Source organism: Cupriavidus sp. GW823-FHT06D04 (genome assembly GCF_058795055.1).
Genome location: NZ_JBXAHL010000014.1, coordinates 34783 through 61220 on the forward strand (window position 1 = coordinate 34783; position 26438 = coordinate 61220).

Here is a 26438-nt window from a genome sequence, read left to right on the forward strand (position 1 = left end):
GTGCGCCCCACGACAGCGCCTTTGAGCAACCCGTTCAATTCCCTTGCATATCGGCGCGGGCCGGCGCCGGCGCACTGCCCCGGCGGGTCAGCCACAGCACGCCGGCCAGGATCAGCCCGCCGCCCACGGCCTGCGCCGCGCCGATATGCTCGCCCAGCAGCAGCGCCGCCAGCAGCACCGTGACCACCGGCTCCAGCGTCGACAGCATCGACGCCTGCGCTGCGCCCAGCCGCTGCAGGCCGGCGAAGAAGGTCAGGATCGCCAGCACCGTCGACAACAGCGCGATGGCTGCCAGCGCCAGCCAGCCGCCGGCAGTGGCCGGGAACTGCGGCGGCGCGCCCGCCCCCATCCGCAGCAGGCCGACGGCGCCGTAGACCAGCGCCGCCGCGGTGCAGATCACCGTGGTGGTGGCGATCGGGTTGACGCCGGCAGTCACGCGCGCGCCGACGATGATATAGACCGAATAGATCACCGCCGCCGCCAGCCCCAGCGCGATCCCCAGCGGTGAGCCCTCGCCGCCGCCGACGGTCAGGCCGGCGCCCACCGAACACAACACCAGCGCGATCACCGCGGCAGTGGTCAGCCGCTCCTTCAGGAAGACCGCCGCCAGGATCGTCACGAACAGCGGATACAGGTACAGCAACAGCGCCACCAGGCTGGCCTGCGCATGGTTGAGCGCGCTGAAGAAGCAGAACGACTGGCCGACATAGCCGATGCCGCCCATCGCCGCCAGCGCCAGCACGCGGCGCCACGGCGGCAAGGCGATGCCGCGCGTGCGCATCACCCAGGCCAATGCCGCGGCGGCCAGCATGAAGCGCACCAGCAGCAGCCCGTAGACATCCGCGCCGGCCGCGTAGGCAAAGCGCGCGAAGATCGCCATGGCGCCAAAGGCGCTGGCCGACAGCGCGATCAGCAGCACGCCGGCCAGCTTGTCGCGGGCGTGGTCCGGGGCGGTTTGGGCGGAAGCGGTCATCGAGCGGGCGGAAAGTCGGCGATCCCGCATTCTACTTGGCGCCGCTTGCAACAAGCGGCGCCGCCAGCGCGGGCCGCGGCCCTCGTTTACAATGTCGCCACCATGTTTAATCCCTCCCGAGAAGAAGTCCGCCGGTTCTTCTGCGATGCCTGGCAGAAGCAGCTCACAGGCGGCGTGCTGACCCCGCTGGAAGCCATCGCAATCGACTGGATCGGCGAGCACCCCGAGTACCACGGCCTGCTGCGCGACAGTGAAGGTGCGCTGTCGCAGGACTACACTCCCGAGCAAGGCCAGACCAACCCCTTCCTGCACCTGTCGATGCACCTGTCGATCTCCGAGCAGGTCTCGGTCGACCAGCCGCGCGGCATTCGCCAGGCCTATGAGGCGCTGGCGCGCCGGCTGGATTCCCCGCACGAAGCCCAGCATCAGGTGATGGAATGCCTGGGCGAAATGCTGTGGCAGGCACAACGCACCGGCCAGCCGCCCGACGGCGACCACTACGTCGATTGCGTGAAGCGCCGCGCCAACCGCTAAGTCCGGTACGCGAGACGCATCAAGTGCTGCGTACAATTCGTCACAACCCTCCGATGGGTGCGTGGTAGGCTTTGGGGTCCGCATTTCCCTAGCCGCGTTGCCGTCATATGGCGGCGCGGTGCCCGCAAACCATGCCCCGTATTGCCCTCCCCCGCCGGCGCCGGCTCGCGCCCGCCGGCCGCGCCGTTGCCCCGCTCTGCCTGTCGCTGATGCTGGCCTGGCCGCTGGCCGGCCACGCCGGGGTGGCGCTGCTGCAGCCGCCGCGCGTGATCGACGGCAACCAGCCGCTGACGCTGACGCTGGTGGTCAGCGCCGACGACGCCACGCGCCGCTACCGGATTCCCGACACGCTCGAAGTGACCGCCTCGGGCGACCTGCAGGCGCCGGTGCGGCTGGTGCTGTGGCGCGAAGTCTCGGGCCCGGCCGTGGTCAACCTGCGCCGCGGTGAGCACCGCGCGATCCGCTACACGGTGGCGCTGCCCCCGGCCCTGCGCGGCCAGGTGCGGCTGGATGCCACCGGCATCGACGCCGCGCCGGTACTGGTGACGCTGAACCGCCTGCCGCAGCCCGGCGAACCCGCCACCGCCGCGCCACCGGTCGCCGGCAAGGCACCGGCAGCGAACGGCACCGAGCCGGCCACCGACGCCGCAGAGCCGGCGACCGCTACCGCAGCCGTGCCGGTCTCCCCGGTCACCACCGCGGGCGCCGCCGCACCCGCGCCGGCCGACCTGCGCGACAGCGCCCGGCTGTCGTTCCATGACCCGATGTATTTCATGGTCGGCGCGCATGACGGCGCCAACGCCAAGTTCCAGCTGAGTTTCAAGTACCGCCTGTTTCAGGGCGAGGACCCGGCGTCGAAGCGCCTGTTCGACAACCTGTACGTGGGCTACACGCAGTTTTCGCTGTGGGACCTGTCCGAGCAGTCCAAGCCGTTCCGCGACACCAACTACCGGCCCAGCCTGTTCTATTACCTGTCGGATACCGGCGTGCGCAACAACGTCATCAGCCGGCTGTCGCTGGCGGCCGGCCTGGAGCATGAATCCAATGGCCGCAGCGGCGACGAATCGCGCAGCATCAATACGGTCTTCGTCAAGCCGACCTTCTACTTCGGCGACCAGAACGACTGGCACTGGCGCGTCGCGCCCAAGCTCTATGCCTATGTGGAAAAGGGCGACAACCCCGACATCGCCCACTACCGCGGCTTCATGGACCTGGGCATTGCCTACGGGCGCCCGGACTCATGGGAGTTCTCCGCCACGCTGCGCAAGGGCACGCGCAAGTGGTACGGCAGCGTCGACGCCCAGCTGACCTACCCGATGGCGCGGCTGATCCCCGGCACCGCGGGCTACCTGATGGCGGGCTACTTCGTCGGCTATGGCGAGAGCCTGCTGGACTACAACCACAAGCTGCCGTGGCAGTTCCGCATCGGCTACGCGCTGTCCCGCTGAACCCGCTGAACGGCCAGACCGCTCAGCCGGCCAGCGGCTTGCCGCTGGCCTTGAGCCGCGCATTGGCCACCGCGGCGGCAAACTGGCCGTGGCCATGCCAGCCAGTGGCGCAGCCCAGTTTCTTGCCGTTCTGAAAGAACATGAACACCGGGATGCCATGCAGGCCAAAGCGCCGGCCCAGCCCGGGATGCGCGTAGACGTTGGCATGCAGCCAGTGCAGCGCCAGCGCGCGGACCGGTTCGGGGTTGGCCAGCATGGCCTTCTTGGCCATCTCGCAGTTGAAGCAGTCCACCCCCCAGAAGAACACGCACACCAGCGCGTCGCCGGCCCCGGCTATGGCGGCGTCGATGATGCCGTCATCGACCTCGCGCATGCCGAACGCCTCGAAGGCGCGGTGGTCGAGGTGGGGGGCCGGGGACGACTGCGCCGAGCCGGCGCCTGGTTCAGTGGTCATGCTCGCTCCAGAATGACAAACGCCCGGGCCAGCCGGCACCGGGCGTCAGGTCGCAATCCAGGATGGCACGCCGCCGTCCCGGGCCGGCTTACTTCGGTGCCGCCACCGTCACCAGCGCCGGCCGCAGCACGCGCTCGGCAATGGTGTAGCCGCGCTGGAGCACGGTCACCACGGTATTGGGTTCCTGGTCCGCCGGCACCATCGAGATGGCCTGGTGGCGGTGCGGGTCGAATTTCTCGCCCACCGGGTTGAGTTCAACGATCTTGCCGCGCTCAAAGGCGGCCGCCAGCTGGCGCGCGGTCAGTTCGACGCCTTCGCGCAGCTTGGCGATATCGCCCGAGCCGTCGGCCAGCGCGGCCTGCAGGCTGTCCATCACCGGCAGCAGGTTGTCGGCGAAGTTCTCGATGGCGAACTTGTGCGCCTTGGCGACATCGTCCTGCGCCCGGCGGCGGATGTTCTCGCCTTCGGCAACGGCGCGCATATACAGGTCGTAATGCTCGCGCGCCTTGGCTTCCAGGGCGGCCAGCTGGGCCGCCACGTCATCCACGGCAGCGGTTTCCGGCGCACCGGTTTCCTGGCTGGCGTTGGCCGCCTCTTCGCCCGCGGGCGTAGGCGTCTGGGTGGTTGGCGTCTGCTTCTGTTCTTCCATGTCGATCCGTATCAATGCATTGTCGCGGCCCGCCGTGGGCCTGGCCGCGGGTGGTAAATCGGCGCGTGTTCCGTGCAGGTGGTGGCAAGGCGCAGGTTTTCAAGAGTGGCGCTGGCGTGACGCGGAAACACACGGTTACAAAGGCCACCCATATGCAATCGACGCCTTATTGCTTTGCTGCATCGCACTCACTAAGATTCTCAGTAAGAAAAATGACAAAAATGTCGGGGGTCCTGGAGATGGTTCAACTTTGTGCCTCTTCCGAAAGGTTGGCCATGCATAAGCTGCCAGTCGTGACGCTCTGCCTTGTGGCCGCCTTGGCGGTCATGACCGTCTTTATCTGCCTTTCCGGCGCATTCACCTCGCGCGATACGGAGTATGGCAGCGGCAAGGCGGTGTTCAAGCACTACATCGTCCCTATCGTCAGTCAGGAAGTCACGCAGGAATAAGCGCCACCTGACCCTGTGCCCACTGCGCGGCGGCACCGGAGCTTCCCGGTGCCGCCGCGTTGTCATTTCAGCTCTTTAGGTGGTCGATGCGGCGCCGGTCCCGCTTGGTCGGGCGCCCCTGGATCTGCGCGGACGGCTCCGGCTGCAGGCGCCGGCGTTCGGCATCGGCCAGCCGGCGGGACTGGCTTTCGGCACTTTCCTCGTATAGCGTCTGCGCCACCGGCGCCGGCCCGCGCGCCGCGGCGATGCTCTTCACCACCAGTTCCCAGCGCTGCTGATGCGCTTCCAGCACCACCATGTCGCCGGGCTTCACCTCGCGCGAGTTCTTGCATGGCTGGCCGTTCACGGTCACCTTGCCGCGCTCCACCGCTTCGGCCGCCAGCGAGCGCGTCTTGAAGAAGCGCGCGCACCACAGCCATTTGTCGATGCGCTGGCGCGCATCCGGCGCAAAGTCGACATTCATGCCGCCGCTCCCCGGGTCTGGGCGCGCGTGCGCCGTGCTTCCAGTTCGTGCGGATGCGGCGTGGCCAGCGGCCAGCCCTGCAGGTGCTGCAGCGCGATCTCGGCCATGGCCGCGACCCACGGATCGGCATCATTCAGGCACGGGATGAAGTGGAAATCCTTGCCGCCCGCGACCTTGAACTCGGTCTGCCCTTCCATGGCGATTTCCTCCAGGGTCTCGATGCAGTCGGCCGGAAAGCCCGGGCAGAAGACGTCGACCCGGCCCGCGCCGACCTTGCCCAGCTCGGCCAGCGTCGGCGCGGTGTACGGCTGCAGCCATTCCGCCTTGCCAAAACGGGACTGGAACGTCACCTGATACTGGCCCGGCTGCAGGCCCAGCGCCTCGCCCAGCAGCCGGCCGGTCTTCAGGCATTCGCAGTGATAGGGGTCGCCCAGCTCCAGCGTGCGCCGCGGCACGCCGTGGAACGACAGGATCAGCTTGTCGCCGCGGGCAAAGTCCGGCATGCCGTGCCGCGCCCAATAGGCGCCGACCTGCTGGTGCAGCGCCGAGATATAGGCCGGGTGGTCATGGAAATGCTTGACCAGCCGCAGCTCGGGCTGGTTGCGCCACTGGCCCAGCACCCGGAACACCTCGTCGAAGGCCGTGGCCGTGGTGGTGCCCGAGTACTGCGGATACATCGGCAGCACCAGCACCTGCTCGCAGCCCTGCCGGCGCAGCGCCTCCAGCACCGAGGCGATCGACGGGTTGCCGTAGCGCATTGCGCACGCGACCGTCACTTCATGGCCATGCTGGTTCAGCAGCCGCTGCAGCGCATGGGCCTGGCGCTCGCTGTAGACCAGCAGCGGCGAGCCCGTCATATGGGCCTCGCGCAGCCAGATCGATTCATACTTCAGCGCCGAGGCGCGCGATCGCAGCGGCAGGATCACCCCATGCAACAGCGGCAGCCAGGCCACGCGCGGGATCTCAACCACGCGCGGGTCGGACAGGAATTCCTTCAGGTAGCGCCCCACCGCCTTGGGCGTGGGTGCGTCCGGGGTGCCCAGGTTGACCAGCAGGATCGCCGTGCGCGGCGCGTGGCCGTGCTGGTAGGCCGGTTCGGGAGAAAACGTCATGTCGCTTCCGGGTTGGCACGGTGCCGGGATGGCGCCGGTGCGGCGCACCGGCGATTGCCGCGCTCGGTAGGAATGGAACTGCTTGTCAGACCAGCCAGTCTTTGCACTAGTTCTGGCTCAGGGCGCTCGACAGCAAGCGCGCGGTGATGTCGACGATGGGGATCACGCGCTCATACGCCATGCGCGTGGGGCCGATCACGCCGAGCGTGCCGACGATCTGGCCGTCAACCTCGTACGGGGCGGTGATGACCGCCATGTCTTCGATCGGCACCAGCCGGCTTTCGCCGCCGATAAAGATCTGCACGCCCTGCGCATGGCTGGACACGTCCAGCAGCTGCAGCAGGCTGGTCTTGTGCTCAAACACGTCGAACAGGCGCCGCAGCTTGTCCATGCTGGAGGCCAGGTCTTCCACTTCCAGCAGCTTGCGCTCGCCGCTGATAAAGACGTGGTCGTCGTCCTCGTCCTCGGCGACGCTGCCGGCCTCGACCGCGGCCTGCATCAGCTGCGACATGTCGCGGCGCAGGTCCTGCAGTTCCACCCGCAGGTGGCCGCGCACCGTGTCGAAGCTCATGCCGGCATAGTGCGAGTTGAAGAAGTTGGCCGCCTCGATCAGCTGGGCCGGCGTGTATGACAGCTCGGTCTGGATGATGCGGTTCTGCACGTCGCCCTCGGGGCTGACGATGATCAGCAGGATGCGCTTGTCCGACAGCCGCATGAATTCGATCTGCCGGAACGCCTGCGCGCGGCGCGGCGTCATCACCACGCCGGCGAAGTGCGACAGGTTGGACAGCGTGCGCGCCGCCGCCGTGATCATGCGCTGCGGCCCCAGTTGCTGGCCGCCGAGCTGGTCCTGGATCTGACCGGTCAGCTCGGCCAGGTCGGCGTTGTGCTCCAGCGGCTTGGCCGTCAGCATCGAATCGACGAACAGCCGGTAGCCGCGCGGGGTCGGGATACGGCCGGCCGAGGTGTGCGGGCTGGCAATAAAGCCCATTTCCTCCAGATCGGACATCACATTGCGAATCGTCGCAGGCGACAGGTCCAGCCCCGAGTACTTCGACAGGGTGCGGGAACCGACCGGCTGCCCTTCGGCAATATAGCGCTCGATCAGGGTCTTGAGCAGCGTTTTGGAGCGTTCATCCATGATGCCCCGATTTTACGCAAGTTTTGGACCTTCTGGCGGGCGGCCTGGGCCGCCCGTCCGCGCCTGCTGACAACCGTCATGGCGGTATGGTCTAATCCACGCATGTCCGCCCCCCCGAAAGCCAGCGCCGTGCGCACTTCGTTCAAGACCGTCGCCCTGGTGGGCCGGTACTCCACTGCCGGCATCGAAGGGCCGCTGGAGGAGATCGCCTCTTATATCCTGCGCAACGGGCAGGACGTGGTGTTCGAGCGCGAAACCGCGCTGGCCACCGGGCTAACCGGCTACCCTGCCCTGTCCGCCGAGGAGATCGGCCGGCAGGCCGACGTGGCCGTGGTGCTGGGCGGCGACGGCACGCTGCTGGGCATCGCCCGCCAGCTGGCCGGCTACGACGTGCCGCTGATCGGCGTCAACCACGGGCGGCTGGGCTTCATGACCGACATCGCGCTGGAAGACGCGCACACCGTGCTGCCCGACATGCTCGACGGGCGGTACGAGGCCGAGACCCGCCTGCTGCTGGAATCGCGCGTGGTGCGCGACGACATGGACATCTTCTCCGCGCTGGCCCTGAACGACGTGGTGGTGAACCGCTCGGGCATCTCCGGCATGGTCGAGCTGGCGGTGTCGGTGGACGGCCATTTCATGTACAACCAGCGCTCGGACGGGCTGATCGTGTCGACCACCACCGGGTCCACCGCCTACGCGCTGTCCGCCGGCGGCCCGATCCTGCATCCGACGCTGTCGGGCGTGGTGCTGGTGCCGATCGCCCCGCACGCGCTGTCCAACCGCCCGATCGTGCTGCCGCACGACGCCGAGGTCACCATCGAGGTGGCCAGCGCGCGCGACGCCAGCGTCAACTTCGACATGCAGTCGCTGACCTCGCTGCTGCCGGGCGACCGCATCGTGGTGCGGCGCTCCGAAAAATCCATCAACCTGCTGCACCCGGTCGGCTACAACTACTACGCCACGCTGCGCAAGAAGCTGCACTGGCACGAGTATCCTTCCGAAGACAATCGCCTCTGAGCCAGTATCAAGCCGCCCCTCAAGCCTGAGCCCGAACCCATCGGACCGACTACCTTCCACGCCACGATGCTGCGCAGCCTGTCCATCCGCGATTTCGTCATCGTCGATACGCTCGACCTGGACTTCACCACTGGCTTCACCGTCTTCACCGGCGAGACCGGCGCCGGCAAATCCATCCTGATCGATGCCCTGGCGCTGGTGCTGGGCGAACGCGCCGATGCCGGCGTGGTGCGCGAAGGCGCCCCGCGCGCCAGCGTCAGCGCCACCTTCTCGACCCACCCGGCACTGGATGCCTGGCTGGCCGAGCGCGAGCTCAACAGCGAAGCGGAAGACGGCGTGCATACCGTGCTGCTGCGCCGCACGGTCGATGCCGGCGGCCGCAGCAAGGCCTTTATTAACGGCGCCGCCGCCACCCTGGCGCAGCTGCGCGAAGTCGGCGACCAGCTGGTCGACATCCACGGCCAGCACGCGCACCAGCTGCTGCTGCGCCCCGACGCGCAGCGGCTGCTGTTCGACGCCCACGCCGGCCTCACCCAGCAGGCCGGCGCCGTGGCCGAGGCCTGGCGCGCCTGGCGTGCCTGCGTGCGCCAGCGCGAGGCGGTAGAACACCAGTCGCGCGAGATGCAGCTCGAACGAGAACGGCTGGAATGGCAGGTCGGCGAACTGGACAAGCTCAACCCGCAGCCGGGCGAATGGGAAGAGATCCAGTCCGAGTACAACCGGCTGTCGCATGCCGCCGGCCTGATCGACGGCAGCCGCGTCGCGCTCGACGCACTGTCCGAGGCCGACGGCTCGGTGCTGTCGGCGCTGAATACCATCGTGCACAAGCTGCAGCAGCTTGCCGATGTCGATCCCGCGCTGCGCGACGTGCTGGCCGCGCTCGAGCCTGCGCAGATGCAGGCCGAGGAAGCCGCGCACTCGCTCATGCGCTATGTCGACCGGCTCGAACTCGATCCCGAGCGGCTGCAGGCCGTGGACGAACGCATGCAGGCGCTGCACGCCACCGCGCGCAAGTACCGCCTGCCGCCCGAGCAACTGCCCGACGAGCTGGTGGCCCGCCGCCAGCAGCTGGACGACCTGCAGGCCGCGCAGGACCTGAACAAGGTGATGGCGCGCGAGGCCGCGGCCAAGGCCGCCTACCTGACCCTGGCACAGCATCTCAGCCACGCCCGCAAGCAGGCCGCGCAGGCGCTGTCCGCCGCGGTCACCGACGCCATGCAGGGCCTGTCGATGGCCGGCGGCAGCTTTGTCGCCGCACTCAATGCGCTCGACGAAGGCCAGAGCCATGGACTGGAGCAGGTCGAATTCCTGGTCGCCGGCCATGCCGGCGTGAGCCCGCGGCCACTGGCCCGGGTGGCCTCGGGCGGCGAACTGGCGCGTATCAGCCTGGCGATCTCGGTGATCACCAGCGAGGCCTCGCCCACGCCCACGCTGATCTTCGACGAGGTCGATACCGGCATCGGCGGTGCGGTGGCCGAAGTGGTCGGCCGGCGCCTGCAGGAGCTCGGCCGCGCGCGCCAGGTGCTGTGCGTGACGCACCTGCCGCAAGTGGCGGCGCAGGCCGGCACCCACCTGCTGGTCAGCAAGGAAACCACCGATGCAGGCGACGGCTCGGTCACACGCTCGCGCATCCGGGTGCTGGACCCCGCCGGGCGCGTGGTCGAGACCGCCCGCATGCTGGGCGGCGCCACTGTCACCGCCACCACGCTGCAACATGCGGAAGAAATGCTGGCGCAAGGCATGGCCGGCGGCCAGGGCAGCCAGCCCGCACGCGGCACGGGCGGCAAGGATGGCCGGCGCAGCCGCCGCGCCGCCGGCTGAAAGCCGCCCCCGCACGTGCGCCAATCCATATACTGACAGGAGCTTCACCATGACCCGCCAAGCGCAAGCCGGCCTCCGGCAACGCCCGCGCGCATCGCTGCGCGCCGTGCTGGCCATCGCCACCGCCGCATCGGCCGCACTGCTGGCGCTGTCCGCCTGCCAGGCCCAGCCTAAGTCCTCGGCCCCGCCGCCGGGCAGCATCAGCGACGACCGTTCCCTGGGCGACATCATGGTGCGCTTCAAGCCGCCCGCGGTGAACCTGTCGGAGGACGCCGGCAAGCTGCTGGCCGAGATCAAGGGCCCGATCCGCTACGTGGTCAAGCGCCCGATGTCCGGCGGCGTCTGGCTGGTCACCGCGATCTCGCCGTCGGCGGATGCCACCCTCGACCAGGCGGTCGAGACCCTGCGCGCCACGCCCCGCATCGAGACCGCCGAGCCCGACCGCGTGCTCAAGCCCAACCGCAACATTCCCACCAGCCGCGACATGCCGCAGAGCTGAGCCCGGATGCACGACAGGACTTAAGCCTTCGGTTGCCCTTGCGCAACCACGCTGGATCGTATTCGCTACATAACAAGCCCCTCGCGCGCTACGCCCCAGGAGGAATACATGCCGCAACCCGCGCAGTCCGACTTCCGTAGCAGCCCCGTGACCCGCCGTTGGCGGGCCATTGTCTTCGCCGCCGCTGTGTGCGGCGTGATGCCGGCCAGCGCGGCACTGGCTGCCGGCGCCCATGCCGCACCCGCCTACACTGGCCAGATCATCGTGCGCTGGCGTGACGGCGCCAATGGCACCGCCAGCGATGGCAGCAGCAAGACGCCTGCAGCCGCGGCGGATGCGCTCAAGCAGCTGAGCGAGCGCACCGGCATTGCCGTCACGGCGCGCCGCGCCATGGGCGGCAACCTGCACCTGCTGCAGGTGCCCGACGCACTCGCTGCCGACCCGGAAGCCGCGGCGGCCCGGCTGCGCCAGGACCCACGCATCGCCGATGCCGTGCCCGACCGCTGGCTGAAGCTGCACGACACCCTGCCCAACGATCCCGAGTTCATCTCGCGCCAGCCTTACCTGATGGGTACCGGCACGGCGGTGGGCGGCGTCAACCTGCCGCGCGCGTGGGACCGCAGCCGCGGCAGCAGCGGCGTGGTGATCGCGGTGGTGGACACCGGCATCCTGCCGCACCCCGACCTGGCGGCGCGCGTGTTGCCGGGCTACGACTTCATCAGCAGCAGCACCATTTCCAATGACGGCGACGGCCGCGACGCCGATGCCACCGACGCCGGCGACAATGTCCCGGCCAACTTCACCTGCCCGGGCAGTTCAACGCCCACGCAGACGGCGACCAACAACAGCTGGCACGGCACGCGCGTGGCGAGCGTGCTGGGCGCGCAGACCAACAATGCGCAGGACATCGCGGGCGTCGACTGGAACGCGCGCATCCTGCCCGTGCGCGTCTCGGGCCGCTGCGGCGCGCTGCTGTCCGATACCGTCGACGCCATGCGCTGGGCCGGCGGCTTGTCGGTACCCAACGTGCCGGCCAATGCGACGCCGGCGCGCGTGGTCAATATCAGCCTCGGCGGCGGCACCTGCAGCAGCATTGAGCAACAGGCCGTCAACGACCTGAACGCGCGCGGCGTGGTGGTGGTGGCCGCCGCCGGCAATGAGCGCGGCGCGGTGGAAGCGCCGGGCGACTGCAGCGGCGTGATCGCGGTCACGGCGCATGCCAACGACGGCGAGAATGCCAGCTATGCCAACGTCGGCCCGCAGGTCGCGATCAGCGCGCCGGGCGGCGGATGCGGCAACTCGCAGGTAGTCAATGGGCAGTGCACGACCACGCCCTCGGTCATTCGCACCTTGAACAACGATGGCAAGACTGGCCTTGGCAACTATGTCGTGACGTCATCCGCGGGCACCAGCTTCGCCGCGCCGATGGTTTCGGGCGTGGTGGCCATGATGTTCGCGGTCAATGGTTCGCTGACTCCGGCCCAGGTCACCGCAGCGCTGAAGGCTTCGGCACGCCCGCATCCGTCCGGCACCTATTGCACCACCAATCCGGGCGTCTGCGGCGCCGGCCTGCTCGATGCCGACGGCGCACTGGCGGCCGCGGCGGGCACACCACCGGCGCAGGCTGCGCCGGCACCGGGCAATGGTGGTGGCGGTGGCGGCGGCGCCATTGCGCCCTGGACCGCGATACTGCTGGCGCTGTCCGGCCTGCTGGCCTTCGCGCTGCGGCGTCGCCTGTAACCCCGGCGCCCGGCCGGCTCAGGCGTCGTCGCCGCGGGCCGGGCGACGCGCCAGCCACCACTCCTGCAAGACCCAGCACAGCAGGCCGGCCACGGCGCCGGCCGCGTGCGCGAGGCGCACCACGCCAAATCCCCAGGCCGGTTCGAACACCACCGGCGCCAGCCACGACTGTTCCACCCAGACCTTGGCCAGCACGCCCAGGCATAGCAGCACGCCGGTGACGCGCGCCAGGCCCGATGCCCGCAACAGCGCGAGCGCGCCCCACAGGGCCAGCCCGTGCAAGGCGCCGGAGAGCCCGCCATACCATGCAATCGCCGGCGCGCGCAGCAGCACCACCTGCACGCCGATGCCGCAGGCAACCAGCACCAGCAACAGGGTGTGCGCACGCGCCGCGCGCGCGGCGATGGCCAGCACGCCGGTGGCCGCCAGCGCGTCGGCCAGCCAGTGGTGTCCATCCAGGTGCACCCACATGGCGGTGGCCAGGCGCCACCACTGGCCGTCCAGCCGCACGGCATCGCGCAGGTAGAGGCCATGCGCATGCCACCATGGCATGAAGGTGAACCAGGCCGACAGCGCCCACACCAGCGCGATCGCCGCCAGCAACCCCGGCCACGATGCCCCGGCCGGTGCCGGCGGAACTGCCGCGTCAGGCCTCACCGAACACGGCCTGCCACAGCGCGCGCACCTGTCCGGTCTGCTGCGCCACCGACGCGGGCGCGACGCGCGCATGCGCCTGCCCCTCGAGCCGCAGCTGGTGCTGGCGCGCGCGGAACAGCCGGTAGGCATCGCCCACCGCCAGTGCCAGCGTCGCGTCGATCAGGCCCAGCTCGCCCGCTTCGCGCAGCAGCGCGATATTGCCCGCATTGCGCGTGAGCTGCGGGTGCGCCCGGCTGTGCAGCAGCACCAGGTACTGCACCGTGAATTCGATATCGACCATGCCGCCGCGATCGTGCTTCAGGTCGAACAGGTCGGTCGGGTTGGGATGGCCTTCGGCGACCTTGCGGCGCATCTGCACGATCTCGTCGCGCAGCGCGGCGGCATCGCGTTCCTGGCACAGCACCTCGCCGCGCAGCGCCTCGAAGCGGTCACCGATGGCGGCGTCGCCGGCGCAGAAGCGCGCGCGCGTCAGCGCCTGGTGTTCCCACACCCAGGCGGTGTTGTCGCCTTCGCGCAGCTGGTAGCGGCGGAACGCCTCGAAACTGGTCACCAGCAGGCCGGCCGCGCCGTTGGGGCGCAGCCGCGTGTCGACGTCGAACAGCGCACCGGCGGCGGTATGGCTGGTCAGCCAGGTAATCAGCCGGCGCGCATAGGCGGCGTAGACGTCGGGCGCGCGCTCATGGTCGTCGTCGTACAGGAAGATGATGTCCAGGTCCGAGGCATAGCCCAGTTCCTTGCCGCCCAGCCGGCCGTAGGCGATCACCGCGAAGCGCGGCGTGTCGCGGTGGCGCGTGGCCAGCTGGCGCCAGACCGTTGCCAGCGTGGCCTCGAGCATGGCATCGGCCAGGTCGGACAGGCGGTCGGCCACCTGCTCCACCGTCAGCATGCCCTGCAGGTCCTGCAGCAGCACTCGGAAGGTCTCGACATGATGCTCGCGCCGCAGGATGTCCATCTGCTGCTCGATCTGGCCTTCGGCGGCCAGCAGCCGTTCATGCAGGCGCTTGCGGAAGGCGGCCCAGTCGGGCGCGCCGGCCAGCGCATCGCTGTCGAGCAGTTCGTCCAGCAGCTGCGGGTGCCGCGTCAGGTAGGCCGCGGCCCAGCGCGAGGCATGCAGCGTCTGCGCGACGCGGTCCATCGCCTGCGGATACTCGGACAGCAACGACAGGTAGGAGGCGCGGCGGCTGATCGCCTCGAGGAAGTCGATAAAGCGCGCGATGGTGCTGTCGGCGTCGTCCTGGCGCGCGGCCAGGTCCAGCGCGCGGTTCACCAGCTGATCGAAGCGCGCGCGGCTGGACTCGGACAGCGCGCGGTAGCGCAGCGACGAGGCGATCGCGCGCAGCCGGTCCAGCAGCCCGTTGCAGTCGGTGAAGCCGGCGGCCTGCAGGCGCTGACAGGGCGCGGCGTCATCGTCGCAGGCCGCGTCGTCCTGCTTCTGTTCCAGGTTGTCCTGCGCTTGCGCGGCGTTGTCGTCGAACACGATGCCCGGCCACAGCGCTTCGCACGGGGCGGCATCGGGATCCGAGAAGGTGGCTTCGAACTGCTGCGCCACCGGCTCCTGCAGCGCCGCGAGGCGCGCCAGCAGTTCCTGCCAGTCGGCGCAACCCATCATCCGCGCCACCGCCAGTTGTTCGTCGGGCGAAGTCGGAAGGTGGTGGGTCTGGGCGTCGTCGCGGTACTGCAGCCGGTGTTCGAGCTGGCGCAGGAAACGGTAGGCATCGCCGAGCTGCTCGGCCTGGCCGGCGGGCAACAGCCCGCGATCGACCGCCACCGCCAGCACTTCCAGCGTCGGGCGCACGCGCAGCACCGGGTCCTGGCCGCCGCGGATCAGCTGGAACACCTGCGCCATGAATTCGATCTCGCGGATGCCGCCGCGGCCCAGCTTGATATTGAACGAACGCTGGTTGACGCCGTGCCCCGCCAGCCCGCCGCTGCGCTTGGCGGCCTCGCTGCGGATCTGCGCATGCAGCGAGCGGATGGCGGCGATCACGCCATAGTCCAGGTAGCGACGGAACACGAAGGGCGTGGTCAGCCGCGCCAGCAGGCTGGCGGTGCGCTGCGCGTGCGGCGTGTCGAGCGCCGACACCACGCGGCCCTTGATCCAGGCATAGCGCTCCCACTCGCGCCCCTGCACCACCAGGTATTCCTCCAGCATGCCCAGGCTGCACGCGAGCGGGCCGGCATCGCCGTTGGGGCGCAGCCGCATGTCGACGCGGAACACATAGCCATCGGCGGTCACCTCGGCCAGCAGGTTGATCAGGCGGCGGCCGAGACGAATGAAGTACTCGTGGTTGGACAGGCTGCGCGAGCCGCCCTGGGTCTCGCCGTCCTCGTCATAGAGAAAGATCAGGTCGATGTCGGACGAGACATTGAGCTCGCGCCCGCCCAGCTTGCCCATGCCCACCACCACCAGCTCCTGCACCTCGCCGCTTTGGGCGCCGACCGGGCGCCCGAAGGTGGCGGCCAGGTCGTCGCCCAGCATCGCCAGGCCATGCTGGATCGCCAGCTCGGCCAGGTCGGTCATGGCGCCGGTGACCTCGCCCAGCGTGGCCAGGCCGCGCAAATCGCGCTCGATCACCGCGCACATCACTTCGGCGCGCAGACGGCGCAGGGTGCGTTTGGCGGATTCCTCGGCATCGGCCGAGGGCTCGTGCAGCGCCTGCAGCCGCGCCTGCATCCAGGCGCGCGTCAGCGGCTGGGCGGCCGCGGCGGCCAGGACGGCCGGCAAATCCGGCCGGGCCTGCAGCACGCGGCGCGCGTAGTGCGAATACGCAGCCGAGTACAATACGTGGCCGCCCGCTTGGCCAACCCCGTCAGCCGGCTGCAGCGCCTGCGCCGCGGTGATGGCAAAGGCGCCGGCAGCCATGGTGCCGGGGCCCGGCCCTGGCTGCGCATTCGCTGGATTGGCCGGATCCGGTGTGGCGCGCGCGCCATGTTGGTCAGCAGCGTCGCCAGCGGCGGAACTCGTCGGTTCAGAGGCAGTCATTCCAGTATTTGAAATGCGAGAAAAGGTGCGGCCCGTGGTTCGCCCCGCGGTTCACCCGATGCTCGCGTCCTGTTGTCCGCGCAGCGGGCGCGCCATCGTCGCTATTGTCGCGTTGGGTGCGCGCAGCTTGCGCGTTCTTGTTTCAGCCGGCCGGGCACCAGATTGGAGAGCGGCTAGTATTGTCGGATAATCTGCGCATGTCCAGCCGCGCCCCACCACCCGCTGATGGTTCCCCCCCCAATTGCGGCGCGGGCGGGCCGGAGGCCGCCTCCACCCTGGCCCCGCCACACGCCGTGAATCCCCCGGCCAACGATGCCGCCAGCGCCCGGCGCAGCGGTTCCGCCCGCGCACGCGCGGGCACGTTCCTGCGCGCCTGCGCGCGCGGCGTGGCGGCAGCCGTGCGCCACCCGTTCTGGCGCGGGCTGGGCCGCGCGCTGGTGCGGCTGGCACTGGTGCTGGCCGCGCTGGCGCTGGTGGCGGGCCTGCTGATCCGCTTCGTGCTGTGGCCACAGGCATCCACCGCGCGCCAGTGGCTGGAAGAGCGCGGCTCGGTGGCGCTCTCGGCCAAGGTCAGCATCGGCGCGCTCGATACCTACTGGGACGGCTGGCACCCAGCCTTCCGCGCCCGCGGCCTGCGCGCCGTGGACCCCGAACGGCGCGTGCTGCTTGCGGCCGCCACGCTCGACGGCAAGCTGTCGTGGCGTTCGCTGTTCAGTATGAACCTGCAGTTCGTCAGCCTAGGCGCGACCAGCACCGACATCCTGGTGCGGCGCACGCCCGAGGGCAGGCTGCTGGTGGGCGGCATGGTGGTGGACGCGACCGGCGGCCAGCAGGACGACGACCGCTTCCTGGGCTGGCTGATGTCGCAGGGGCGCGTGGCGCTGTCCGACGGCAAGCTGCGCTGGCTGGACGAAAAGGCAGGCCTGCCGCAGCTCGATATCGGCGAGATCCGCCTCGATACCCGCCGCGATGGCGTGCGCCATACGCTGGAACTGGAAGCGCGCTCGCCGGCGCTGGGGCCGAGCCCCCTGGTAGTGCAGTCCACCTTCCGCAACGACTACCTGCACAGCGCCGGCAACTGGCGCTACTGGACCGGGCAGGCCAGCTGGGACCTCGGCCAGCTGCAGTTGCCGGTGCTGCAGCGCTACCTGGCGATGTTCGAGCGCGTCGCCAGCGGCACCTTCAGCACCGACGGCAGCATTGAATTCCGCCAGGGCCGCATCGTGCGCAGCCAGACCCGGCTGCGCGCCAGCGGCGTCGACCTGCAGCTGGCCGGCGCCTCCGCCCCGCTGCGCCTGGCCAATGCGCAGGCCTTCCTGCTGCACCGGACCGAGCGTGACGGCAGCAACCTGCTGACCGTCGACACCCTGCTCTGGCAACCCCTGCCCGCCAGCGACGATGAGGGCACCCCCGCCGACAGCACCTGGCGCGAAGGCATGCGCAAGGTCACCCTCGGCTGGGCCACCGCCAATGACGGCACCCTGCGCAAGTTCTCGCTGAAGGCGCCCACGCTGGACCTGAACACGGTGCGCGCGGTGTCCAGCTCGATGCCGCTGGACACCGCGGTGCTGCGCCGGCTGCGCGCGCTGCAGCCGGCGGGCCACATCGACAACCTGAACGTGACCTGGAGCCGCGATCGCGCCGGCATGCTCGAGCGCGGCGGCGGCAAGCCGCTCTACAGCGTGCAGGGCACGCTGCGCGACGTCTCGGTCAATGGCCAGCCGGCCGTGCCCGCGATGGACGCCAGCGGTCACCCGCGGCTGGGCACGCCCGGCTTCTCGCACCTGTCCGGCACCTTCTCCTTCGATGACCAGCAGGGCAATGCCCGCTTCGAAGGCAATGACGCGGCACTGGTGCTGCCCGGCCTGTTCGAGGAGCCGCGGCTGCCGTTCGACCAGATCGGCGGCGAAGTGCACTGGACCCACACCGGCGGCAAGCTCGCGGTCACGCTGGACGGCGTGCGCTTTGCCAATGCCGATGCGGCCGGCTCGGTGCGCGGCACCTGGCGCGCAGGCGGCGACGGTGTATCCGGCATCGCCAACCTGACCGGTGACATGACCCGCGCCCAGGTGGCGCGCGTGCCGCGTTACCTGCCGCTGAGCATTCCGGCCGGCACCCGGCACTACCTGGCCGGCGCGCTGGCGGGCGGCGAAGCGGCCGGCGTGAGCTTCGTGCTGCGCGGCGACCTGGCGCATTTCCCGTTCCGTGCCCCGCACGAGAAGGCCGGCGAGTTCCGCGTCGAGGTGCCGATCGAACACGTCAGCTACCAGATCGCCCCGCATGAGACCGCGAGCGGCACCACCGCCGGCGTACAGGCGTGGCCCACGTTCACCGACATTGCCGGGCGGGTCGTGTTCGACCGCGGCGGCATGACGTTCCTGGCGAGCCGGGCCACGGTCCAAGATATCCCCGGCGTCACGCTACAGGACGTCAAGGGCCGCATCGACGACCTTGGCCCGCACGGCAAGCTGGTGATCGACGGCGGCGCCAGCGGACCGGTGCAGGGCTTCCTGCGCTACATCAACGCTTCGCCGGTGCGCGAATGGACCGCGCACGTGGCCGATGCGGCGCAGGCCAACGGCAACGGCGAGCTCAGGCTCAAGCTCGACATGCCGCTGGAACACGCCAATGCCGCCAAGGTGGACGGCCGCTTCCGCTTCCCCGGCAACGAAGTCGTGCTCAGCCCGCAGTTGCCGCAACTGGGCCATGCCAACGGCACCATCACGTTCAACGAACACGGTTTCGGGCTGGAGAACATGCGCGCCCGCTTCCTCGGTGGCGAGATCCGGCTCGGCGGCGGCACCCAGCCGGACGGCGCCACGCACGTCACCGCCAGCGGCAGCGTCTCGGCCGCGGGGCTACGCGAGGCTGCCGCGGGCTCGGCGCTGGCGCCGGTGGCCGCGCGGCTCGAAGGCAGCACCAGCTACAGCGCCGTGATCGCCACGCGCGAGCGCCAGCTGCAGGTGCAGCTGAGCTCCGAACTGAATGGCATGGCGAGCGGCCTGCCCGCGCCCTTGGCCAAGGCCGCGGCGCAAGACCTGGCGCTGCGCGTGGACCTGCGCCCGGCCAGCGCCCCGGGCCGCGCCGGCGCCAGCGAACTGGTGGTGCAGCTGGGCCATGCGCTGAACGCGCGCTACCTGCTGCGCCGCGACCAGGGCGGCGGCATCGACGTGCTCGCCGGCGGCATCGGCGTGCAGCAGGCGGCGCCGCTGCCTGCGGCCGGTGTCAGCGCCGCGGCCACCTTCGACCAGCTCGATATCGATGCGTGGCGGGCGGCCTTCGGTGGCGGTGCCGGCACCGCGGGCCCCGCTGAGGCGCCCTCGCCCTTCCTGCCTGGCCGCATTGCGCTGCGCGCGCGCGCGCTGCACGCCATGGGCCGCACGCTGGATGAGGTGGTGCTCGACGCCAACCGCGAGGCCGGTGGCTGGAACGCTAAGATCGACTCGCGCCAGGTGGCCGGCGCGGTGCAGTGGCGTCCGGCCGGGCCCTCGGCCACCGGGTCGCTGCAACTGCGCCTGGCGCGCCTGAACGTGCCCGATGCCAGCGACGAGCACAACGTGGTGGACGCGCTTGCCAGCAGCATCGACGAGCTGCCCGCGATCGACCTGGTGGCCGATCAGTTCATGCTGCGCGGGCATGACTTCGGCAAGCTTGAGGTCAAGGCCCATACCGGCACCAGCGCTGCCGACCCGGTCTGGACCCTGGACAAGCTGCAGATCGAGCAGCCCGGCGCCACCCTGACCGGCAGCGGCAGCTGGCGCGTGCCGCGCCGGCTGCGCGCCGACGCCAATGCCGAGCGCCGCACCCTGTTGTCCTTCACCATCGACGTGCGCGATGCCGGCGCCACGCTGGACCGGCTGGGCCTGGCACACACGCTGAGCGACGGCAAGGGCAAGCTCGAAGGCCGCGTGGCCTGGCGCGGCTCGCCGCTGTCGATCGACTACCCGACGCTGTCGGGCAAGCTGTCGCTGGACCTGGAGAATGGCCAGATCCTGAGCGTGGACCCCGGCGCGGCGCGGCTGCTGGGCGTGCTCAGCCTGCAGGGCCTGCTGCGCTTTGCCACGCTGGACTTCCGCACCCTGTCGGGCCGCGGGCTGGTGTTCGACCGCATTGCCGGCACCGGCACGATCGAGAACGGCGTCGGCACGATCCAGGACTTCGAGCTCAGGAGCCCGCAGATCATGGCCAGCATGAGCGGCACCGCCAACCTGCTGCGCGAGACCCAGGACCTGCGCGTGGAGGTGGTGCCGCGCATCAACGCCACCTCCACCTCGATCGCGGCCGCCTTCATCAACCCGGTGCTGGGCATCGGCACGCTGGCCGCGCAACTGCTGTTTGCCGACGAGTTCTCCAAGGTGTTCACCCAGCACTACCGCATCAGCGGTAGCTGGGCTAACCCGCAGATCGGCAAACTGGAGGACAATAAGGCGCAAGCCCCGACCTTCCAGAACCGCGCCGACCCCGCCTTCCCGCGCTGAGGAAAACAACGCCCGCCCCGCCTATGACTGCACCCGCCGCCCCCGCCCCGTTCCGCGTTGCCGCCATCCAGACCGTGACAGGCACCTCGCTCGATGCCAACCTGGCGCGCGCCGGCGCGCTGATCGCCGAGGCCGCCGCCGGCGGCGCCGCGCTGGTGCTGCTGCCCGAATACTTCTGCATGATGGGCCGCTCCGAATCGGACAAGGTGGCGGTGCGCGAGCATGACGGCGACGGCCCGGTGCAGCAGTTCCTGGCCGATACGGCACGCCGCCACGGCATCTGGCTGGTCGGCGGCACGCTGCCGATGTGGTGCGACGACCCGGCGCGCGTGTACAACACCTCGCTCGCCTTCAACCCGCGCGGCGAGCGCGTGGCGCGCTACGACAAGATCCACCTGTTCGGCTTTACCCGCGGCACTGAAAGCTACGACGAGTCGCGCACCATCCTGGCCGGGCGCACGCCGGTCAGCTTCGATGCGCCCTGCGGCCGGGTGGCGATGTCGGTGTGCTACGACCTGCGCTTCCCCGAGCTTTACCGCGGACTGGCCGCCGGCGACGGCACCAGCTTGATTCTGATGCCGGCCGCCTTCACCTACACCACGGGGCAGGCGCACTGGGAGATCCTGCTGCGCGCCCGCGCCATTGAAAACCAATGCTATGTGCTGGCCGCGGCACAGGGCGGCAAGCATGAGAACGGCCGGCGCACCTGGGGCCATTCGATGCTGGTCGATCCGTGGGGCGAGGTCCTGGCAACGCTGCCTGAAGGCGAAGGCGTGGTCGGCGGCGTGATCGACCCCGCGCGCCTGGCAGAGGTCCGGCAGAACCTGCCGGCACTGCGACACCGGGTGCTGTAGCATGTACGCAACCGCGGGGGCCGCCACCGGCGCCCGCCCAGAGAATTTTTTGCCGCGCCGGCCGCAAGCCGGCGCGTTCCCAGGAAGAAAGGACATCTCATGAACGCCGGCGATCTCGGAATCCGCAACCTGGCCACTGCGCAGCAACTGCTGCTGACACCGTACGGCCTGGACGAGGCTAAGCTCCAGCGCGTGCTGGCCGATATCTTCACGCACAAGGTCGACTATGCCGACCTGTACTTCCAGTACACCCGCAACGAGGCCTGGAGCCTGGAAGAAGGCATCGTCAAGTCGGGCAGCTTCAGCATCGACCAGGGCGTGGGCGTGCGCGCGGTCTCGGGCGACCGCACCGCCTTCGCCTATTCGGACGACATCAGCCTGGCGGCGCTGTCGCAGGCCGCGGCGGCCACGCGCACCATCGGCCGTGCCGGCAGCGGCCGCGTCAAGGTGGCCGGCGAGCTGGCCACGCACGCCGGGCGCAACCTGTACACGCCCAACGACCCGCTCGACTCCATGAGCGCGGCCGAGAAGGTGGCGCTGCTGGAGCGCGTCGAGCGCATGGCGCGCGCCAAGGATCCGCGCGTGGTGCAAGTGATGGCAGGCCTGGCCGGCGAATACGACGTGGTGCTGGTGGCGCGCAGCGACGGCGTGATCGCCGCCGACGTGCGTCCGCTGGTGCGGGTCTCGGTCACGGTGATCGCCGAACACGGCGGGCGCCGCGAGGTCGGCTCTTCCGGCGGCGGCGGCCGCTATGCCTATGGCTACTTCACCGACGAGCTGCTGCAGAAGTATGTGGACGAGGCCGTCTCTTCGGCCCTGGTCAACCTGGACGCGCGCCCGGCCCCGGCCGGCGCGATGACCGTGGTGCTGGGCCCGGGCTGGCCTGGCGTGCTGCTGCATGAAGCCGTCGGCCACGGCCTGGAGGGCGACTTCAACCGCAAGGGCTCGTCGGCCTTTGCCGGCCGCATGGGCGAACGCGTCGCGGCCAAGGGCGTGACCGTGGTCGACGACGGCACGCTGGCCAACCGCCGCGGCTCGCTCAACCTGGACGACGAAGGCAACCCGACCCAGTGCACCACGCTGATCGAGGACGGCATCCTGCGCGGCTATATCCAGGACACGCTCAACGCGCGCCTGATGAAGATGCCGGTCACCGGCAACGCGCGCCGCGAAAGCTATGCCGCGCTGCCGATGCCGCGCATGACCAACACCTACATGCTCAACGGCGACAGGGATCCGCAGGAAATCATCGCCAGCGTCAAGCGCGGCCTGTATGCGGTCAACTTCGGCGGCGGCCAGGTGGACATCACCAACGGCAAGTTCGTGTTCTCGGCCAGCGAGGCCTACATGATCGAGGATGGCAAGATCACCTATCCGGTCAAGGGCGCGACGCTGGTCGGCAACGGCCCGGAATCGCTGAAGGACGTCACCATGATCGGCAACGACATGCGCCTGGACTCGGGCGTCGGCGTCTGCGGCAAGGAGGGCCAGAGCGTGCCGGTGGGCGTGGGCCAGCCGACGCTGCGCATCGAGAACATGACGGTGGGCGGCACCGCCTGAGCGGTCCGGCGATGACGAAGACGGGACCCCGCGGGGTCCCGTTTTTCATGGGATCGTCCCAGCCTTACGGCCGCACTTCATACACCAAATTGAACGGCGTCTGCGCCGCGCGGCGAAAACTGCGGAAGCCGGCCTGCTCAACCACCGCGCGCATGCGCGTCTCGCCCGCCTGCGCGCCCAGGCACAGGCCAACTTCCTGCGCGCGCGACGCCGGCGTGCAGATGAAGGTGGACGCGGAATAGAACACCCGGCCGACCGGGTTGAGGTTCTGCTCCAGCGTGTCGTTGGCAAACGGCTCCACGATCATCCAGGCGCCATCGGCACGCAGGGTCTCGCGCACGTGGCGCGCCGCGCCGACCGGATCGCCCATGTCGTGCAGGCAGTCGAACACCGCCACCAGGTCATAGTCCTTGCCGCCGTAGTCCTTGGCGGTGGCCACTTCGAAGCGCACGCGCTCGGCCACGCCGGCGCGGCGCGCGGCTTCGGCGGCATGGCGCACCGAAGGCTCGTGGTAGTCGAAACCGACAAAGCGCGAGGCCGGATACGCCTGCGCCATGATGATGGTCGACGCGCCGTGGCCGCAGCCCACGTCCGCCACCGACGCGCCCGCCTTGAGCCGCGCCTCCACGCCGTCCAGCGCGGGAATCCATTCGGAGACCAGGTGCGCCGCGTAGCCGGGCCGGAAGAAGCGCTCGGTGCCGTGGAACAGCGCGGGATCGTGCTCGTGCCAGCCCAGCCCGCGGCCGTTGCGGAAGATATCGATCATCTTCGGGATGGCGCGGAACTGCGCCACCGCGATCTGGAACGCGCCCGGGATAAATGCGAGGCTGCCCTCCTGCGCCAGCGCATAGGCCTGCTCTTCGTTCAGGCTGAACTGCCCGGTTGCCGGGTCATAGTCGACATAGCCGCTGGCCGCCTGAGCCGACAGCCATTCGCGCAGGTAGCGCACGTCGGTATGGGTTTTTGCCGCCAGCACTTCTGCGGTCATGGCTTTTTCCGCCATCGCCTTGTACAGGCCGAGTTCATCGCCCACGACCACGGTCGCGGCATGCATCACCGCGCCGATATCGTTGATGAATTTTTCCATGAAGGCATTCAGCCTCGCTTCATCGACGCTCATGATGCACCTCCCCGTGCTCACCGCTCCCCGGTTCCAATATAGCCCCCGGTTATGTTGGGAAAAGCCGAAAAGCGGCGGCGGGACAAGGCTTGCGCGGCAAGGCTGCAAGCCGCCGGAGATCGGTGCGCCAGCGCACCGCATGGCCTCGTCGACACTTGCCAACCCTGGCAAAAGGCGCTATAAAGATGCTTCGCCGCGCGATAAGCAACGGACGCACGCCGAAAATTGACCGACCGGCGCGCAATTTCCTGCCTTTCTGCTACGCAGTGCAGCATAAATTCGGCGCCCACGACGATAATCGATTCAAGCTGACCCAAGCCAACGCCTTTTTCCGCCATGTCCGCCAAGTTTTACTTTTACTTTTTTAGCGATCTCACACCGCTGGCGGATAGGGAGGGACGGCTGTAAGCAGCGCCCCGAATACAAAAAAGACCGCCAGCGACCCTGGCGGTTTTTTTATACCTGTTTGTTACCCCACACACTCACGACCTCACAAGATTCCTGGAGCCATCATGCTGAAGAACACCGACGACCTGCGCATTCGCGAACTCAAGGAACTGCTGCCGCCCGCGCACCTGATCCGCGAGTTCGGCTGCTCCGAACAGGCTTCGGACGTGATCTACGGCGCGCGCCAGGCCATGCACCGCATCCTGCACGGCATGGATGACCGCCTGATCGTCATCATCGGCCCGTGCTCGATCCACGATACCCGCGCCGCGCTGGACTACGCCAAGCTGCTCAAGGTCCAGCGCGACCGCTTCGCCGGCGAGCTGGAGGTGGTGATGCGCGTGTACTTCGAGAAGCCGCGCACCACGGTGGGCTGGAAGGGGCTGATCAACGATCCGCACATGGATGGCAGCTTCAAGATCAACGATGGCCTGCGCACCGCGCGCGAGCTGCTGCTGAACATCAGCGAGATGGGCGTGCCCACCGGCACCGAGTACCTCGACATGATCAGCCCGCAATACATCGCCGACCTGGTCAGCTGGGGCGCGATCGGCGCCCGCACCACCGAGTCGCAGGTGCACCGCGAACTCGCTTCCGGGCTGTCGTGCCCGGTGGGCTTCAAGAACGGCACCGACGGCAACGTCAAGATCGCGGTCGATGCGATCAAGGCCGCGTCGCAGCCGCACCATTTCCTGTCGGTGACCAAGGGCGGCCACTCGGCAATCGTGTCGACCTCGGGCAACGAGGACTGCCACGTGATCCTGCGCGGCGGCAAGGCGCCCAACTACGACGCAGCCAGCGTGCAGGAAGCGTGCGACGCCATCGCCAAGGCCGGCCTGGCCTCGCGCCTGATGGTCGATGCCTCGCACGCCAACAGCAGCAAGCGGCATGAGAACCAGATCCCGGTGTGCGAGGACATCGGCCGCCAGATCGCCGGCGGCGACCAGCGCATCATCGGCGTGATGGTGGAATCGCACCTGGTGGCGGGCCGCCAGGACCACGTGCAGGGCCAGCCGGTCGAGGAACTGACCTACGGCCAGTCCGTGACCGATGCCTGCATCGGCTGGGACGACTCGGTCAAGGTGCTCGAGGGCCTGGCCGAGTCGGTGCGCCAGCGCCGGCTGGCCTCGGGCAGCGGCAACTGATGCCGCGGCGGGGCCCGGGCCCCGCGCTGCCGCACACAACAAAAAGCCGCTTCCAGGGAAGCGGCTTTTTGGCATCGGCACGGCAGCCGCCGCGCGTTCTTACTTCTTGAGCACCAGGTCGCCAGGCAGCGACTCGATGTAGGCGGCGATGTCCTTCAGCTCCTTGCGGGTGAACGGGCGCGGCTTGCCGTCCTTGTCGGTCACGGCCGGATTGGCGTTGACCTGACCGGCCATGATGGCGTTGGAGCGGCCCACCAGGGCGTTGCCCGACACCTGGTACGACGCCAGCGCGTGGTACAGGTAGTCGGCGTGCTGACCCGCCAGCTTGGGGTAGTCCGGCGAGATCGGGGCGTTCAGGCCCGCGCCATGGCAGGCCACGCAGGCGCCCTTTTCCACCAGCGCCTTGCCGGCGGCAAGGTCGGCGGCCGAGGCCGGCATCGCGGCAGCACCCAGCACGAGTGCGCCGAGCGCGAACGAAAGCGTCTTGAGCGTATTCATGAGGGTCTCTTACTTGAGGGAATTGTTCTGCGTACCGGCCTTCTGCTGCGAGTAGTAGGCCGCCACGTTGGCGATGTCCTGCTCGGTCAGCGTCGCGGCGATGCTGCGCATGGTCGGGTGCTTGCGCTCGCCCTTCTGGTAGGCCTTGAGCGCGTTCTCGATGTACTTGGCGCTCTGGCCGCCCAGCATCGGCACTTCATAGATTTCGGGGAATGACGCACGGTAGCCCGGAATGCCGTGGCATCCGATGCACATTGCAACCTTGTCCTTGGCAGCGTCTCCATTGCCCTTGACTTCCTGTGCCTGCGCAGCCGTTGCAGCCGCGCCCAGCACCACCATCGTGAGGAGCTTTTTCATTGTCTTTGCGGATTGGAAGTTAAACCGTGTGACCTG

Annotated in this window: 23 protein-coding genes; 12 read left to right on the plus strand and 11 right to left on the minus strand. The window is 69.2% G+C overall.

Annotated elements, in window-relative coordinates; genetic code table 11:
* Nucleotides 1-34: 34 nt before the first annotated feature.
* A complete protein-coding gene (locus AC1Q7H_RS18575) occupies nt 35-973 on the minus strand; it encodes a DMT family transporter (RefSeq protein ID WP_153955625.1) in 939 nt (312 codons plus the stop codon).
* A 102-nt stretch (nt 974-1075) separates the two neighbouring features.
* Here AC1Q7H_RS18575 and AC1Q7H_RS18580 point away from each other — a divergent pair, with 102 nt between their 5' ends.
* On the plus strand, nt 1076-1507 hold the full coding sequence (locus AC1Q7H_RS18580; RefSeq protein ID WP_013956098.1) for a DUF1841 family protein: 432 nt from the start codon (nt 1076-1078) through the stop codon (nt 1505-1507).
* Between the two features lie 131 nt (nt 1508-1638).
* Nucleotides 1639-2955, plus strand: a complete 1317-nt coding sequence (locus AC1Q7H_RS18585) for a phospholipase A (protein ID WP_153955624.1) — start codon at nt 1639-1641, stop codon at nt 2953-2955.
* Between the two features lie 22 nt (nt 2956-2977).
* On the opposite strand, the gene AC1Q7H_RS18590 is transcribed toward AC1Q7H_RS18585, so the two are convergent.
* Together AC1Q7H_RS18590 and grpE are read right to left on the minus strand one after the other, a co-directional pair.
* Nucleotides 2978-3409, minus strand: coding sequence for a thioredoxin family protein (locus AC1Q7H_RS18590; protein WP_211980877.1), 432 nt, complete (start codon nt 3407-3409; stop codon nt 2978-2980).
* 88 nt (nt 3410-3497) lie between these two features.
* A complete protein-coding gene (gene grpE / locus AC1Q7H_RS18595) occupies nt 3498-4058 on the minus strand; it encodes a nucleotide exchange factor GrpE (protein ID WP_013956095.1) in 561 nt (186 codons plus the stop codon).
* A gap of 275 nt (nt 4059-4333) precedes the next feature.
* Here grpE and AC1Q7H_RS18600 point away from each other — a divergent pair, with 275 nt between their 5' ends.
* Nucleotides 4334-4507, plus strand: a complete 174-nt coding sequence (locus tag AC1Q7H_RS18600; protein ID WP_013956094.1) for a hypothetical protein — start codon at nt 4334-4336, stop codon at nt 4505-4507.
* Between the two features lie 67 nt (nt 4508-4574).
* On the opposite strand, the gene AC1Q7H_RS18605 is transcribed toward AC1Q7H_RS18600, so the two are convergent.
* The 3 genes from AC1Q7H_RS18605 to hrcA form a co-directional block, all read right to left on the minus strand.
* Nucleotides 4575-4970, minus strand: coding sequence for an RNA-binding S4 domain-containing protein (locus tag AC1Q7H_RS18605; protein WP_492381539.1), 396 nt, complete (start codon nt 4968-4970; stop codon nt 4575-4577).
* Nucleotides 4967-6082, minus strand: a complete 1116-nt coding sequence (hemH, locus tag AC1Q7H_RS18610; RefSeq protein WP_492381540.1) for a ferrochelatase — start codon at nt 6080-6082, stop codon at nt 4967-4969. The genes AC1Q7H_RS18605 and hemH overlap by 4 nt, the downstream gene beginning before the upstream one ends.
* Before the next feature lie 106 nt (nt 6083-6188).
* A complete protein-coding gene (gene hrcA, locus AC1Q7H_RS18615) occupies nt 6189-7223 on the minus strand; it encodes a heat-inducible transcriptional repressor HrcA (protein ID WP_492381541.1) in 1035 nt (344 codons plus the stop codon).
* 102 nt (nt 7224-7325) lie between these two features.
* Here hrcA and AC1Q7H_RS18620 point away from each other — a divergent pair, with 102 nt between their 5' ends.
* The 4 genes from AC1Q7H_RS18620 to mprA all read left to right on the plus strand — a co-directional run bounded on the left by AC1Q7H_RS18620 (nt 7326) and on the right by mprA (nt 12303).
* Nucleotides 7326-8243: an NAD kinase gene (locus AC1Q7H_RS18620; RefSeq protein WP_013956090.1), complete on the plus strand. Its 918-nt coding sequence runs from the start codon at nt 7326-7328 to the stop codon at nt 8241-8243.
* A 66-nt stretch (nt 8244-8309) separates the two neighbouring features.
* Nucleotides 8310-10064, plus strand: coding sequence for a DNA repair protein RecN (gene recN / locus AC1Q7H_RS18625; protein ID WP_492381542.1), 1755 nt, complete (start codon nt 8310-8312; stop codon nt 10062-10064).
* 49 nt (nt 10065-10113) lie between these two features.
* Nucleotides 10114-10563, plus strand: coding sequence for a hypothetical protein (locus AC1Q7H_RS18630; protein ID WP_013956088.1), 450 nt, complete (start codon nt 10114-10116; stop codon nt 10561-10563).
* A 108-nt stretch (nt 10564-10671) separates the two neighbouring features.
* Entirely contained in the window at nt 10672-12303 is a 1632-nt protein-coding gene (gene mprA / locus AC1Q7H_RS18635) for an MprA protease, GlyGly-CTERM protein-sorting domain-containing form (protein ID WP_013956087.1), read from the plus strand.
* 18 nt (nt 12304-12321) lie between these two features.
* On the opposite strand, the gene rrtA is transcribed toward mprA, so the two are convergent.
* Nucleotides 12322-12960 carry a rhombosortase gene (rrtA, locus tag AC1Q7H_RS18640; RefSeq protein ID WP_211980875.1) on the minus strand — a complete coding sequence of 213 codons (639 nt, stop codon included), beginning with the start codon at nt 12958-12960 and terminating at the stop codon, nt 12322-12324.
* A complete protein-coding gene (gene glnE / locus AC1Q7H_RS18645) occupies nt 12950-15823 on the minus strand; it encodes a bifunctional [glutamate--ammonia ligase]-adenylyl-L-tyrosine phosphorylase/[glutamate--ammonia-ligase] adenylyltransferase (protein ID WP_492378359.1) in 2874 nt (957 codons plus the stop codon). The genes rrtA and glnE overlap by 11 nt, the downstream gene beginning before the upstream one ends.
* 317 nt (nt 15824-16140) lie before the next feature.
* On the opposite strand from glnE, the gene AC1Q7H_RS18650 reads away from it, so the two are divergent.
* The 3 genes from AC1Q7H_RS18650 to tldD all read left to right on the plus strand — a co-directional run bounded on the left by AC1Q7H_RS18650 (nt 16141) and on the right by tldD (nt 22835).
* Nucleotides 16141-20421 (plus strand): YhdP family protein, encoded by a 4281-nt coding sequence (locus AC1Q7H_RS18650; RefSeq protein ID WP_492381543.1) that lies wholly within the window; start codon nt 16141-16143, stop codon nt 20419-20421.
* A 23-nt stretch (nt 20422-20444) separates the two neighbouring features.
* Nucleotides 20445-21275: a carbon-nitrogen hydrolase family protein gene (locus AC1Q7H_RS18655; protein WP_013956084.1), complete on the plus strand. Its 831-nt coding sequence runs from the start codon at nt 20445-20447 to the stop codon at nt 21273-21275.
* A 99-nt stretch (nt 21276-21374) separates the two neighbouring features.
* The gene (gene tldD / locus AC1Q7H_RS18660) at nt 21375-22835 is read left to right on the plus strand and encodes a metalloprotease TldD (protein WP_211980872.1); all 1461 of its coding nucleotides are present in this window, start codon (nt 21375-21377) and stop codon (nt 22833-22835) included.
* A 64-nt stretch (nt 22836-22899) separates the two neighbouring features.
* On the opposite strand, the gene AC1Q7H_RS18665 is transcribed toward tldD, so the two are convergent.
* The gene (locus AC1Q7H_RS18665; protein WP_013956082.1) at nt 22900-23955 is read right to left on the minus strand and encodes a class I SAM-dependent methyltransferase; all 1056 of its coding nucleotides are present in this window, start codon (nt 23953-23955) and stop codon (nt 22900-22902) included.
* A 122-nt stretch (nt 23956-24077) separates the two neighbouring features.
* On the opposite strand from AC1Q7H_RS18665, the gene AC1Q7H_RS18670 reads away from it, so the two are divergent.
* A complete protein-coding gene (locus AC1Q7H_RS18670; protein ID WP_148271560.1) occupies nt 24078-24323 on the plus strand; it encodes a hypothetical protein in 246 nt (81 codons plus the stop codon).
* 144 nt (nt 24324-24467) lie between these two features.
* Entirely contained in the window at nt 24468-25547 is a 1080-nt protein-coding gene (gene aroG / locus AC1Q7H_RS18675) for a 3-deoxy-7-phosphoheptulonate synthase AroG (RefSeq protein ID WP_013956081.1), read from the plus strand.
* A 99-nt stretch (nt 25548-25646) separates the two neighbouring features.
* On the opposite strand, the gene AC1Q7H_RS18680 is transcribed toward aroG, so the two are convergent.
* Both AC1Q7H_RS18680 and AC1Q7H_RS18685 read right to left on the minus strand, forming a co-directional pair.
* Nucleotides 25647-26045: a c-type cytochrome gene (locus AC1Q7H_RS18680; protein ID WP_013956080.1), complete on the minus strand. Its 399-nt coding sequence runs from the start codon at nt 26043-26045 to the stop codon at nt 25647-25649.
* 9 nt (nt 26046-26054) lie between these two features.
* Nucleotides 26055-26402: a c-type cytochrome gene (locus AC1Q7H_RS18685; protein ID WP_013956079.1), complete on the minus strand. Its 348-nt coding sequence runs from the start codon at nt 26400-26402 to the stop codon at nt 26055-26057.
* Nucleotides 26403-26438 lie beyond the last annotated feature (36 nt).